Below are 14,321 nucleotides of genomic sequence, written 5' to 3'. Positions count from 1 at the left end.
TAGTATTATGTAAAAAAGATTCTAATACACGTAAATACCAATTAATATGGTCACAATAACGCATAAAAAAGCCTCACCATTATGGTGAGGCTCTTCTTATAAGCTTGTTTGTGGTATTTCTTATTTAATAATACCTCCACAAGAGATACGCTTTCCAGCTGCACCACTAGGTTGAGATGTAAAGTCATCTGTTCCTTGATGTACAATAATAGCTTTTCCTACAATATCTTTTTTAGGATCTCCACAACCTATACACCACTGATCTGTACTCATAGTGATAGTTCCATTTCCGCTTTCGTCTGCTGGGAAGTTTCCTATGTCTCCTTTATGGAAGCCTTCTGCTGCTCCCCACTTACCGTGTTGCTCGTTAGTAGGATTCCAGTGTCCTCCAGCCGATGAACCATCTGCGCTAGAGCAATCTGCACTCTCGTGTATGTGTATTGCATGCATTCCTTCATCAAGACCACCTATAACAGCTGTAAAACTTACTTGGCCATCTTCTTCTTTAAAAACAACACTCCCAGTAGCTTTGCTATCGCTTTTAGGTTCGAGTTTCATTATAATTTTTTGCGCTAGAGGTGCTGCAGGAGCTTCAACCTCTACAGTTACCTCCTCAACTTCTTCTACAGTCTTTACATCTTTTTTACAACTTGCAAGTGCTGCTGTCGCTAGTATTGCTAGGGTAATATACTTGAATTTCATAATTTAAAATTTTGTGATTAGTGTTTAATAACCTCTAAGATACCAAGGTTAGCTAAGAAATACTAAACATTTATAAAACCTTTTAGATACTTATGATACTTAGGGCTGGTGTGTCTGTAATATCTTGAGCATTTAGTGCGTATTGAAAAACGCCACTTTCTCCTACAGCAATTAACAAGTCTCCTTGGATTATCACATCAAATGCCAGTCTATCAATGCTATGCACTAGCACAGACTCGGCTGGGTTTGTTACGTCAAATATTTTGATTTCATCATCGCATACTATTAAGTAGTCTCCGTAAAGTCCTAGACCTTTTGGGAATGTAAGTTGGCGAATATTAACAAGCATAGGGTTAAGCACGTCAGATACGTCATAAACCTCTAGCTGATTTACAAAACCTCCACATCCTAAATCACTCCATAATGTCACAAAAGCATAATTGCTATTTGCTACGACAGGATCACAAGAAGTAAAATGTTGCACAGATGATAATTGTACAGGAAACTCTGGATTATTCACATCATAAATAAACATTCCGTTTCGAGAACCTATATAAAGGTAGTCTCTGTAGCTAAATAGAGTTTCAATATCAAAACCAATAGGAACTGTATTTACAAGTACGGGATCTGTAGTTGTAGTGATATTAAAAACATTTAAATCTTCATTGTCTACGGTATAAAGGTAATCTCCTTTAATAACAAAAGTAGCTAGTGAACCACCTTGACCTATACTATCAGCATTATTAAAGCTGCTTCCCTCATTACTATCTGAACTGCATCCTAATGAAACGATTGCAAATACTAGTATAAAAATATATGTTCTCATCTTGAATTAGTTTTGAAGTTCGTAATCAATAATTATAGCTCCATCCTCCACATCTGGAATATATCCATCTGGAGATTGTTTTACGGGAAACACATCGCGTATGCGTTTCGTGACAACCAGATTTGCATTAAGTTTATCATAAGTAACTGCTATGAGATCTACAGCTTGATTGATATAGTACACATTGTTTTTAATAGCGAGATCTGTTGCACCAGGAGCTTTAATGAATGCCAGGGCAGCAGGATTTTGTGGATCTTCATTATCAAAAATGTGAAAGCCTTCATTCTTTTCATTTACAAAGAGTAAATCATTAATGACATAAATTTTCCCTGAGTTGATAATGTTTCTTGCGTTTTCAAGAGTGACGCTTGCTTCAAAAGTGGGACGATCAAGAGTAATCGCATCGTAGTTTGATAATAGATCAATAGTATCTATATCATCACTACTTCTGTCTGTGACACAGCTCAGTAGAGAGAAAGATACGAGTAGTAGGATACATACGTGTTTCATAATGTTGTAGTTTATAACTAGATGCATGAATCTCCTTTGCGTTGCGTGTATCGCAAGTAATTTACAATTTGATAACGTAGGCAATAAAAAAAGTTCGAAAAGGATATGTCATCCCTTTCGAACTTTTGATGTATGTATTATTGATTTAAGTAAGTACGCTTTCGCGAAAGCGTAACTATCCTATATTAACTTCGTAAGAACCTGAGTCTCGCTGTGTAGTGTTTTATGAACTGGACACTTATCTGCAATTTGTAAGATGCGTTTAAGTTGTTTCTCATCAAGATTTGATGTGATTTTAATTTCTCTATGGAACGTATCTATTTTACCTGCTGTATCACTTTCTTCACAAACAGCACAATCTTGAGCATGTGTTTTTGAATAGCTAGTATGTACCTCAACATTTTCAATATGCCAGTTTTTACGCTTTGCATACATCTGTATGGTCATCGCAGTACAGGCAGATAAACTTCCTGCTAGTAATTCATAAGGAGTAGGGCCATAGTCATTTCCTCCTACGCGCGCAGGCTCATCTGCTTTCATGTGGTGGCTTCCAAGCTTAAGAAGTGTAGAAAATCCATCTTCGGCATCTAGGCTTGCTACTACTTGGTGTGTGGTGCTTATTGAAGCTTCATCTTCAGTAGGGATATATCGAGCAGCCCATCCCGCAATAATCTTTCCTACATAAGAAGCATTTTCTTTGTCAATTAATAAATGCTCAGACCCATCAAGAGTTACAAAGCTTTTAGGATGATGTGCTGCAAGGTAAATCTCTTCTGCATTTTTAATAGATACAGTATCATCTTGCGGTGAGTGAAGTATGAGTAACGCTTCGTGCAAGTCACGAGCAGCATCTACACATGAATTTTCTTCTAGATTGTCTATAAATTGTTTTTTAAACGTAAAGTCACGCCCAGCTAGTTTTACCTGAGCTTGGCCTTCTTCTCTTATAGTTGCGAGCTGTGCGCCTAGTTGTTTTTGAACGTGTACAGGGTTGCTAGGAGCGCCTATAGTCGCAACGGCTTTTATAGTGTCAATCTTGCCTCCAGCAAAAATTGCAGCGGCACCTCCTAGCGAGTGACCTACCAGTAGGGAAGGAGCTTTGTATTCTTTGGCAAGGAAATCTGCAGCGCTTATGAGATCATCTACATTGCTAGAAAAATTAGTATCGGCAAAGTCTCCATCGCTATCTCCTAAACCAGTAAAGTCAAAGCGAAGTACTCCAAACCCTTGTGAAGCCAAAGCGCGACTCACATTGCGCACTGCGCTAAAATCTTTTGTACATGTAAAGCAATGAGCAAAAATGGCAAAGTTATGTGGGTCTTGGTTTGCTGGTAAGTCAAGTTTTCCAGAGAGTACTTCTCCTTGTGCATTTGTAAAATTTATCTTGCTAGATCTCATAATAAGTTATTAGTTGAATGGTTGTAGCTCTTCTGTCGTAGGAAATCGAGCAACCTATCTTTAAAGATTTTAATGTACGATTATTACGGCTACTTAGTAAGTTAAAGAGCTTGTTCTTGATAATTTTTACACTTTTATCATATTTTTATCCCGCTTTCGCGAAAGCGTAAAAAAGAAAACCCCAATCATAAGATTGAGGTTTTTCAATACTATGTGAATAATGTCACCCTTTTTTCTTTCTTAAATCTGTTTTGATAAACAGTGCTACTTGAAAACGATCGTAGGTGTCTACCGAAAAATCATTTTTAAGATAGCCCACTTGCGTGCTCACATTCTTATTGAAATTATATCCTACTGCGCCATATAAACGGTTTTGACCGAAAAAGTCATTCTGCAGATTAATAAAAATCTCATCATAAGCCGTTAAAAACCAGGTGTCATTAAGAGGATAGGTTACTCGTAAAAAGTAACGTGCTCTATGCTCTGTAGTGTTCTCACCAAAAGGTCTATTAATGAAGCGTTGCTCTAAACGGTACCTATGACTGAATTTAAAATTACCCAAGGAGTTTTTTAATACAAATTGCTCATAAAGTCTATTTTCAGTTACATTCTTTTCACCGTCAAACTCCTCAAAGTCGGTGTCTGTAGTGATATATCCATAGCCAAAAGATGCCATAGCATTCTCAGAAATATGGTAATTTAAAGCAGTACGCAATAGCAACTGATTAAAATTGTTCCCAAATTCATAAGTACGATACTGCGCCTCTGCGTGTATACTTAATTTTTCTGAGATTTGATTTGTAGTAAAGAGCATACCCCATGATCCTAGCTTGTCCTCACCGCGATCTTGCGCGGTAAGGGTGGCTGTCATAATTATGGTAAATACTATTAAAAGAATTCCTTTTCTCATTAGTCTATGGTAAAGGTTTTGATTTCTTTAAATGCACTTACATTCATTGCTTTGAGTTTATTCTCAAATGGAGCCCACTCTTCTGCAAAGAAGGTATTTGTCTTATCAAGCGCAGTTTGTAACTCGTTGCGAGCATGCGATATTAAAGTAGTCTCTGTAGATGTAAGTCCATTAGGACGACTACGAGCGTAACCACTTGCAGATCTTATGCGATTCATGACGGTGATTTCTGGATTACGAGTAATCCCCTGTCTTTTATCTATAGTACCTATATAAAGAGCAATAACCTTATCAATACGCTTAGTCATTTCTCCTATAGATTTGAGTTCGCTTTTATAAGCCTTGTCATCATCTAGTTTTTTAATCATCTTCTTATAGTCACTAGCGATTGTTTTGCTCTGTACTAGTTGCTTTACAGCGTCTGCAGCAGTTTGTGTCATTGCTTCAAGTTGCTTTCCGGTGTTATAAGCATCATTAATAGCCTTAGCAGGAACGTCATAACGAGGATCACTCGCTACTTCAATAGAAGACTCACTTGATTGATCACCATATTGCATTACTAGTTTGTAAGTGCCTGGCTTTACAGAAACTCCTCCCGGCTCGTTCTTAGATTTTCTAATAGAACGAGAAGGACGATCTCCACCAGCTTCACGCATATACCAAGTCATTTTATGAATTCCTGTACTGTCTGGAGTTTTCCACTTCAAATGACGAATCTGGCGTGCGCCGTCGTATACTTTTAAATGGATAGAATCCCACGTTACACTTTTAACTTCTGTATCGCTATCAGTATCTTCTTCATCAGTATCATCTGTGGATGTTTTTGAAGATGCTGTTTCATCTTTTACAAAGTAATACGCTATTTGCGCTCCACTTCCGCGATTTTCTCCGTTATAAAGAGCATCTGCGCCAAAACGACTTCCCGTAGGTTGCTGGTATGCGGCATCATAAGCTGTCGGAGGGTTGAAGAGTTGAAGCTTTCGCGAAAGCGTACTTCTATCCTTTGCAATCGCTCGTAACGGTCTTATGTCGTCAAGAACCCATGCAGCACGTCCAAAAGTTCCAATTACAAGATCCTGCTCTCTAGGATGAATTACAAGATCCTTGACCGAAGTGGTAGGGAATCCTTTAGTCCATTTTTGCCAGTTATTACCAGCATCAATAGACACATATAAGCCATCATCTGTACCTAGAAAGAGTAGGTTTTTCTCTTCTGGATCTTCTATAATAGCTAGCGCATAACTTTGTACATCATTTTCATCTACAATGCGAGTCCATGATTTACCATAGTTTGTAGTTCTGTATGCATAAGGAGTATAGTTGAAACGACGGTAATCATTTGCGACTAATAGTGCTTCCCCTTTATTTTTATTACTAGCCTTGATTTGTACAATCCAGCTTCCTTCTGGAAGCCCTTTTAGGCTTTTTGATACATCAGTGTAAGATTGCCCACCATTCTGAGTATAATGAACACGACCATCATCTGTACCTACCCAAAACATATTCTTTTCTAATGGCGAAGGCTCAATTACAAGAATCGTTGTATGATTTTCTGCTCCTGTAGCATCCATAGAAAGCCCACCAGATTCTGATTGTTTTTGTTTCTCTGGATCGTTTGTCGTTAGATCTGGAGAGATCACTTCCCACGTAAGTCCTTTATCTGTAGATTTATGTACAAACTGACTTCCAAAGTAAATAGTGCTATTATCAAAAGGATCAATGTTTATAGCCGAGTTCCAATTAAAACGTAAAAATACATCTGGGTCTGGATGTGTAGGTTTTACTCCATAGTTGTTTCCAGTTTTCCAATCGTAGCGACTCACAGATCCCTGCTGACTCATAGTCCACCCAAACTGACTATCATCTGGATCAGGAATTACATCAAATCCATCTCCAAAGGAAATCTCTTGCCAGTAATCATTACGTATTCCTTGAGCTTTCCACACATAAGCAGGACCTCTCCAAGAGCCGTTATCTTGCATTCCTCCATATACATTATAAGGAAATTCATTATCTACATTAATATGATAGAACTGTGCTACAGGTAAGTTTCCTATAAAACGCCATGTTTTACCACCATCTTTTGTGATGTTAAGTCCGCCGTCATTACCGTCCATCATGAACTTCCCATTATTAGGATGAATCCACCATGCGTGGTGATCTGGGTGCACTCCATTATCTACTCCATACGCTCCCATAAGTTGGTCAAAATTCTTTCCGCCATCTTCAGATACATTTACATACGTAAACACCGAAAATACACGATTCTCATTTTGAGGATCTACGTGAATATCACTGTAGTAAAATGGTCTGTTCCCTATATCACTCTTATCGTTAATCTTCTTCCAGTTGAAACCACCGTCGTTAGAACGGTATAGAGCATTCTTTTTTGCCTCTACAAGTGCATACACTACATTAGGGCTTCCTGGGGCGATAGATAAACCTATACGTCCTAGTTCGCCTTTAGGTAAACCATCTTTATCACTCAATTGTTTCCAAGTAGCACCACCATCATGAGTCATGAAGATGCCAGAACCTTCACCACCAGATTTAAAAAACCATGGATCACGCTTGTGTTCCCACATGGCAACAATAAGCTTGTTAGGATTAGTTGGGTCCATCACCATATCTGCAACGCCAGACTTTATGTTTGTAAATAAGATCTTATTCCATGTCTTACCACCATCTGTAGTTTTATAAACACCTCTTTCTTGGTGTTCACCCCATGGCGAACCTATAGCGCCTACGTAAACGATATCTGGATTAGTAGGATCTATAATTACGCGGTGTATATGTCTAGTTTTCTCAAGTCCCATAGACTTCCAAGACTTACCACCATCAAGAGATTTATAAACACCATAACCACCATTAAGAGAGTTACGAGGATTACCTTCTCCCGTACCTACCCATATCACAGATGGATTAGATTGTTGTATCGCAACAGCCCCTATTGATGCCGTAAGCTCGTTTTCAAAAATAGGATCCCATTTAATTCCGCCAGAGGTAGATTTCCATAGACCACCAGAAGCAGTACCTACGTACATTACATCTGGATTATCTGTAACTACATCTATTGCAGTCACACGACCAGACATACCGCCTGGACCTATATTACGTGGTTGCATGTCCTTTAGTAAAGACATGTCAAGTTTTTGGGCAGAAACTACCGTACAGACGCACAGTAGCAACAGAGAGAAGAGTTGTTTCATTTTATATTATTTGGTTGATTCTTTATGACGTTACAGTCAAGGGACTAAAGTTAAAGAAAAGCTAATTTGAAATTCTTAAAGGGATGTTAATGGATGAGCTATGTTGTAAAGGTTTTATTCACGCTTTCGCGAAAGCATAACTTAAAACTTTGAAAGCTTTATGAAATGATTAACAAGGAATTGAGATATTATTATGGTTTGTCTAATGAAATGGCATTATCTTTGAACAAATTAATATTCAAAAAACCAATTATTATGAAAAAGATGTTATTAATGGTTGCAGGAGCAGGATTATTATTTGCTTCATGTGCCGAAGGAACTAAAGAGAAAACTACAGAAGTAAACAACGAAGTAGCAGAAGCAACAATGGAAGTAGAGGAGCCAGTGATGGATGAGCCTGGTACTATAGTAGAGATTGCCGTTGGAAATGAGAATTTCTCAACACTCGTTACAGCAGTAAAAGCGGCTGGATTAGTAGAAACGTTAAATAGTGCAGGACCATTTACTGTGTTTGCACCTACTAACGATGCATTTGCTAAATTACCAGAAGGAACTGTTGGAACTCTGGTAAAGCCAGAAAATAAAGCAATGTTAACTGATATTCTTACATATCACGTAGTGTCTGGAAAATATATGGCTGGTGATGTTGTCGCAGCAATTAAAGAAAACAACGGATCTTTTGAGACTAATACAGTAATGGGACAGAAAATTACTTTAATGTTAGATGGAGAGAATGTTGTAATCAAAGATGCTAAGGGCGGAATGTCTACAATCATTATGACAGATGTAGCAGCTTCAAACGGAGTTATACACGCTATTGATACTGTGATTATGCCAAAAGCATAAGTACCTTTCTTAATAAAGATTTATGAAGCACCTCTGTCGAGGTGCTTTTTTATTGGACTATTAGGTAGTATTTTTATAGAGCTATGAGAAGACAACAAGAAAGGAGTGGGTTTGTCTTTAAAACCTATGATGCTCCGCAACAATCATTATTTGATCAGTTGCTCGATATTTTCCAAGAACTAATCACACATACCTCTGGAGACTTTGATGAGGCTATGGATTGGCTTAAAGACTTGGATAAAGAATATAAACTAACAAACGAGAACTACACTCTAGACGACTTTGTTCAAGAGTTAAAGGATAAAGGCTATATACGAGAAGAATTAAAGCCCGACGGCAATAGTGGTACCGCGATAACAGAAAAGACAGAACGCGCCATAAGAAAGCGTGCTCTTGATCAAATTTTTGGTAAACTCAAGAAAAGCTCCCAGGGAAACCACCGTTCCAAACTAAATGGAAGAGGTGATGAGCACACGGGGGATCATCGTGAATATCGATTTGGCGATCCGCTAGATCGTATATCTATGACTGAGAGTTTGCGTAATGCGCAAATTAATAATGGAGCAGATGACTTTAGCTTACGCGAAAGTGACCTAATCGTTGAGGAAACGCATTTTAAAGCTCAAATGAGTACTGTGTTAATGATTGATATCTCTCACAGTATGATTCTTTATGGTGAAGATCGTATTACACCTGCAAAGAAGGTAGCGATGGCACTCGCACAGCTTATTACCACCCGTTATCCCAAGGACTCTCTTGACATAATCGTGTACGGTAATGATGCCTGGCCTATTAAAATTAAAGACTTACCGTATTTACAAGTAGGACCTTACCACACCAATACAGTAGCTGGTCTTAATCTCGCTATGGATATCTTGAGGCGCAAGCGCAACTCAAATAAACAGATATTTAATATTACAGACGGGAAGCCATCTTGTTTAAAACTTAAAGATGGGCGCTATTATAAAAATCCTAACGGACTAGACGAGTATATTGTAAACAAGTGTTACAGCATGGCTAGACAAGCACGCAAGCTTCATATACCTATCACCACTTTTATGATAGCAAATGATCCTTATTTACAACAGTTTGTAGATAATTTTACAGAAGCAAACCAAGGAAAAGCATTTTTTACAGGCCTGCAAGGATTAGGTGAGATGATTTTTCAAGACTACGAGACTAATAGAAAAAAGAGAATTAAGTAAGAACTTCTATAATAATCACTTGTTACAAAGAAGATACCGTTGCTTGTAGACTATAGATACAAGCAGCTATTACAAAAAGGAAATAAAAAAATATTATGAATTACGAAACGATAAATACACTAGGACAACTTAAAGAAGCCGGATGGATATCTCGTAGCATAAAGGATGAGTTACGAGAACACTTAATAGAAAGATTACAATCTGGTAAGCCTACATTTGAAGATATACACGGTTATGAGCACACAGTTATCCCTGAGCTTGAGAGAGCTATTCTTAGTAAGCATAACATAAACTTGCTTGGGCTAAGAGGACAAGCCAAAACACGTCTTGCACGTCAAATGGTAAATCTACTTGATGAGTGGATGCCTATAGTAGGCGGATCTGAAATTAATGATGATCCACTTAATCCTATTTCTAGATACGCTACGGAGCTTATTGAAGAAAAAGGCAGCGACACTCCGATTACATGGATTCATCGCTTTGAGCGCTTTGCAGAGAAACTAGCGACTCCAGATGTAACTGTTGCAGATATTGTAGGGGATGTAGATCCTATAAAAGCAGCAAATTTAAAACTGAGCTATGCAGATGATCGCGTGATACATTATGGGATGATTCCTCGTGCAAACAGATCAATTTTTGTAATCAATGAATTACCGGATTTACAAGCAAGAATACAAGTGGCGCTATTTAATATCCTACAAGAAGGAGATATTCAAATACGCGGATTCAAATTAAGATTGCCACTTGACATGCAATTTGTATTTACTGCAAATCCAGAAGATTATACAAATAGAGGAAGCATTGTAACACCGCTTAAAGACCGTATAGGTTCGCAAATACTTACCCACTATCCAGAAACAGTAGCTATTGCAAGAACCATAACAGATCAAGAAGCAAATCTTGACGAGCGTCAAAAAACGAAGGTTCATGTTCCTAATCTAGTGAAAGACTTAATTGAAGAAATAGGATTTGTTGCTCGTGAAAGTGAGTTTATAGATGAAAAGAGTGGGATAAGTGCCAGAATGAGTATTACTGCTTTTCAAAACCTAATGAGTACTGCAGAACGTCGTATGTTGCTATCGGGAGATGAAACTACTACGATACGTTACTCAGATCTACTAGGAATCGTTCCTGCAATTACAGGGAAGGTAGAACTTGTTTACGAAGGGGAACAAGAAGGTGCAGGAGAGGTTGCCAAAATTTTAATAGGCGATGCAACAGCTTCTTTGTTTGATGACTATTTCCCTAAGATTGAAAAACTAACTAAGGATGATGAGAAAGATCCTTATGAAGAAGTACTAGCATGGTTTTTTGAGCAAAGCGGTTTTGAGCTAGAAGATACGCTTACCAATAAAGAATATGAACTTATGCTAGATAGTATTACACCTCTTGATGATTTAATCAAGAAATATCAACCTGAAATAGCAAAAGAGGATACATATTTCTTAAAAGAATTTATACTTTTCGGACTAGTAGAATTCAAGAAATTGTCAAAATATAAGCTTACGACTGGTATGCGTTTTAATGATCTTTATGGGTCTTACTTGTCAGGATTAGCCTAAAATACGTAATTAAATAATTACTTTAATAGGTCAATTTATATATTTGATTTATAGATGGTTATGCATATAATTTAGTTTAGACTAAAAATAAAAAAGCTCCCAATTTGGGAGCTTTTCTTATAGATAATTATCTATAAGAAAATGATGCTATCTTATAAATTTGGAATCACAAGATTTTGATCTGGGTGTATAACATCTGGGTTTTTTAAGATGTCTTTGTTTGCTTCAAAAATCTCTTTGTACTTTATTGCATCACCATAATAGTGCTTTGCAATTTTTCCTAAAGTGTCGCCACTTACCACTGTGTGTTGTGCATATACAGATGTATCTGCAACTTTAATATCGGCTACTATATCACTTGGACTTTCTCCTCCAGCAGCTTTAATAGCATCCCAAAGTTGGTTTTTCTCATACTGATTTGTAGCAGTACCTGTTACGTGAAGTACTCCGTTTTCTTCTTTTACATCTCCGTTCTGGATGTTTAGTTTTTCTCCTAGATCAAGAACGTTTTGATATTTTGCTTTTACCATTATTCAAGTTTATTGTTATTACTGATTAAAAGATACAATGTTTTCTACAATTAGATACTCTTTAGTCTTCAAAGATAAGTTGTCCTGTAAATAGCACTTCTACCTCGACTAAAGGTGGTTCGTTTACAACTAATACATCACCCGTCGCACGTATGGTGCCCTTAAGGCTATTTATGGGGTTTATTACCATAGCCGCAGCACTTGTGTGTCTAAACTGGATATCATCTACGAGAAAGTCTCTCCCATCAAACTGCGGAAACTCATCACTAAAGTTGATATTCATTTGATCTGCTCTGCCGGATATTTTAAAGTTGCTAGAACCATTTGCAGATATTGTTAACGACGGTACATCTAGAGTTAAATACACATTACCGCTTTTATTAGGATCATCTATGTTAACGCCATTTGGACTTGTGTTGCTCCATAATGTTAGAGCTGGGTAGGAGAGGACTCCTTCACTTTCTATGTCAAAAGAAGATGCCTGTCTTATAAAATTAATGTCTGGAGACGTTATGGTCACTAGTGTGCGTCCATATTCTCTTAAAATATTACAGCTATTATTATTTTGTAGTACTAGTGTTTCTTCTATCACTTCAAAATTTAAGTCCGATACAAGATTTTCTCCTGTTTCAATAATTACTTGTTGTTCTGTTCCCTGCTTTAAGAGCACCCGAATATCGTCTTCCATTTGGATTTTAGTAAAAACAGGTACTTCAATTTCATAAGTGATGATATCACCATCGGTTTGAAGGCAATCATTTGCATTTTCTGTATCGCAAGAGAATAACAGAACAGCAAGTAGAAGTTGTAGTATGAGGTTACGCTTTCGCGAAAGCGTACATAAAAAATGTATTTTTTGTTTTTGTAAACTCATAATCGTATCCCTAATCCAAATTCTATTGCCTCTGCTTTTGCTCCGTGGGTTTTTACAGCCACACTACCAAAGTACTTTTTGCCAAAGGTGCGTTTAAGTCCTACGCGTTGATAAAATCTACCTTCAAAATCATACGGATAATAAAGGTAATATCCCGCATGTGTTATTAATGCTGTATTGTTGAGGTGTAGCTCATGGCCAATAAATACTCCTGCGCGTTTCCAGTCTTGATCTGCAGTTACACCACGTCCAGGAAAAGCAACAGATAAGAATTCAATTTCATTATCAAGGAATTTTGAAAAGAAAGCTTCTGCGCCAGCAAGAACAGTACTTTTCTTGCTTAATCTCTTATCTGCATAGGCAGAGATTATTACAAATGGCTCTCTGCCTAAACCTATAAAATCACTTTCATTGAGTCCAGCGCTTAAGGCAATATTATAATGAATGGGCTCTTTGTAAGATACTTTTTCTCCCTTTGGGATAAAATCTGGTACGGCTTGATATTTATAGATAATACCAGCATTTAATGCTAGTGTGTTTGTGCTAGTGTTAGGTGCTCGTAAATTTCCATTAGAGCCGTGTAAAAAAGTAAGTCCCGTTTGAAATGAAAGCGTAGGAGTGATGGCTTGTTTATAGTTAAGCATTACGAGTGTTGCGCTAAATAAACGAGAGCCATACGCATTGTTTTCCACATTAGTTTCTAGGTCAAAGGGATTTGTAGTATAACCAATACCTTGACCTATTCTAAACATGAGCTTGCGGTTCAAGAAATAAAAATTGTAATGAGCAAGTGCATTGTAGGTATCTCCTAGATTTTCATTTTTAAGATCTTGATATGCAAGGGTAAATCCCCAGTCTGGATAATTATAGAGTCGTTCCCACTCCTTTAGCCCATAAGTTTTTCTATTATAACTCAGGATAATTCCTTCGGGATGCCCAGTAATAAGAGAGGATACATCTTTATTATGCCTTAGGATGCTACCATAAAAATAGTTGGCTTCTAGTTCGTAGGGTTTTACATCTTGGGCATTTGCTTGTATAAGAAATAGCAAGGCAATTGTAGCAGTAAGTAGTTTTTGCATCATAAAGTAGAGCTGCGAAAATATCAATAATTATTTGAGATATACCCTCATTTCTGTTCATCATGTAGATATTAAGAATTTTTGTACTTATGATCTCTCTTTATCCATGCGGTAATGTGTTTGCATCTTGCTTTATATGCTGCACTGCTCGTCATGTAGTTTTCCTCCATAATACGTTGTAAATCTTCATGTATCCAATTAAATTCTGTGCCTAGATAATATAGCGACGTCATTGAGTATGCTTTGACAGCGACTCTTTGGTCAGTTATTAACCAGTCAAAAGCTGCAGTGACCATGCGCTCCCTTTGAATTTTGGTTAGGGAAGCTCTCGTTTGTAGATTTTTTATTTTGAAATAGGAGATGGCAAGCTCTTCACAGATTTTACTCACGGGTCGCAGTGCGGTATCTTGATAAACAGTATGCATTTTAGTTGTAAATAATTCAAGGTGTGGAAAAATGATTGTGATATCTTCTTTGGTTGCAAATTCTGCTATCCATCCAGCTTTGGGAGATCTAGTGTCATCTACCATAAATAGAATTTCTAGAACGAGCTCCATAAGACCAGGCTCATTTAAGATTAACTGTGCGTAGTACGCACGCTTCTCACGTGAGTGATTTACATATGCTAGCTCATTATAAAGTTCGGATAACGTCATCTATTAAGTGT

13 protein-coding genes are annotated in these 14,321 nt (G+C 37.4%); 3 read left to right on the top strand and 10 right to left on the bottom strand.

Annotation, left to right across the window (positions count from 1 at the left end; all coding sequences use genetic code 11):
• Positions 1–120 precede the first annotated feature (120 nt).
• From JM84_RS10340 to JM84_RS10315, 6 genes are all read right to left on the bottom strand, one after another.
• Complete coding sequence (locus JM84_RS10340) at positions 121–702, bottom strand: superoxide dismutase family protein (protein ID WP_144784153.1); 582 nt, start codon at positions 700–702, stop codon at positions 121–123.
• 82 nt (positions 703–784) lie between these two features.
• Positions 785–1,528, bottom strand: a complete 744-nt coding sequence (locus JM84_RS10335; protein ID WP_144784151.1) for an LVIVD repeat-containing protein — start codon at positions 1,526–1,528, stop codon at positions 785–787.
• Between the two features lie 6 nt (positions 1,529–1,534).
• Entirely contained in the window at positions 1,535–2,038 is a 504-nt protein-coding gene (locus JM84_RS10330; RefSeq protein WP_144784149.1) for a hypothetical protein, read from the bottom strand.
• A gap of 180 nt (positions 2,039–2,218) precedes the next feature.
• Complete coding sequence (locus tag JM84_RS10325; protein WP_144784147.1) at positions 2,219–3,436, bottom strand: bifunctional alpha/beta hydrolase/OsmC family protein; 1,218 nt, start codon at positions 3,434–3,436, stop codon at positions 2,219–2,221.
• A gap of 223 nt (positions 3,437–3,659) precedes the next feature.
• Complete coding sequence (locus JM84_RS10320) at positions 3,660–4,346, bottom strand: DUF2490 domain-containing protein (RefSeq protein ID WP_144784145.1); 687 nt, start codon at positions 4,344–4,346, stop codon at positions 3,660–3,662.
• On the bottom strand, positions 4,346–7,555 hold the full coding sequence (locus JM84_RS10315) for a WD40/YVTN/BNR-like repeat-containing protein (protein WP_144784143.1): 3,210 nt from the start codon (positions 7,553–7,555) through the stop codon (positions 4,346–4,348). The genes JM84_RS10320 and JM84_RS10315 overlap by 1 nt, the downstream gene beginning before the upstream one ends.
• A 255-nt stretch (positions 7,556–7,810) precedes the next feature.
• Here JM84_RS10315 and JM84_RS10310 point away from each other — a divergent pair, with 255 nt between their 5' ends.
• The 3 genes from JM84_RS10310 (at position 7,811) to JM84_RS10300 (ending at position 11,168) form a co-directional block, all read left to right on the top strand.
• A complete protein-coding gene (locus tag JM84_RS10310; RefSeq protein WP_013752062.1) occupies positions 7,811–8,401 on the top strand; it encodes a fasciclin domain-containing protein in 591 nt (196 codons plus the stop codon).
• An 83-nt stretch (positions 8,402–8,484) separates the two neighbouring features.
• Positions 8,485–9,606: a vWA domain-containing protein gene (locus JM84_RS10305; RefSeq protein ID WP_013752063.1), complete on the top strand. Its 1,122-nt coding sequence runs from the start codon at positions 8,485–8,487 to the stop codon at positions 9,604–9,606.
• A gap of 95 nt (positions 9,607–9,701) precedes the next feature.
• Entirely contained in the window at positions 9,702–11,168 is a 1,467-nt protein-coding gene (locus JM84_RS10300) for a sigma 54-interacting transcriptional regulator (RefSeq protein WP_144784141.1), read from the top strand.
• 152 nt (positions 11,169–11,320) lie between these two features.
• Here the strand turns inward: JM84_RS10300 and JM84_RS10295 are convergent, their stop codons facing one another.
• The 4 genes from JM84_RS10295 to JM84_RS10280 form a co-directional block, all read right to left on the bottom strand.
• On the bottom strand, positions 11,321–11,698 hold the full coding sequence (locus JM84_RS10295; RefSeq protein WP_013752065.1) for a LysM peptidoglycan-binding domain-containing protein: 378 nt from the start codon (positions 11,696–11,698) through the stop codon (positions 11,321–11,323).
• 61 nt (positions 11,699–11,759) lie between these two features.
• Positions 11,760–12,572, bottom strand: coding sequence for a head GIN domain-containing protein (locus JM84_RS10290; RefSeq protein WP_144784139.1), 813 nt, complete (start codon positions 12,570–12,572; stop codon positions 11,760–11,762).
• Complete coding sequence (locus tag JM84_RS10285) at positions 12,569–13,657, bottom strand: acyloxyacyl hydrolase (RefSeq protein ID WP_144784137.1); 1,089 nt, start codon at positions 13,655–13,657, stop codon at positions 12,569–12,571. Before JM84_RS10285 ends, JM84_RS10290 begins: the two co-directional genes overlap by 4 nt.
• A 68-nt stretch (positions 13,658–13,725) precedes the next feature.
• The gene (locus tag JM84_RS10280) at positions 13,726–14,310 is read right to left on the bottom strand and encodes an adenylosuccinate lyase (RefSeq protein ID WP_144784135.1); all 585 of its coding nucleotides are present in this window, start codon (positions 14,308–14,310) and stop codon (positions 13,726–13,728) included.
• Positions 14,311–14,321: the final 11 nt, after the last annotated feature.

Source organism: Dokdonia sp. Hel_I_63, assembly GCF_007827285.1.
In the GTDB taxonomy this organism is placed as follows: domain Bacteria; phylum Bacteroidota; class Bacteroidia; order Flavobacteriales; family Flavobacteriaceae; genus Dokdonia.
Note: the sequence above shows the minus strand (reverse complement) of the source record. Positions and strands in the feature narration are given on the sequence as shown.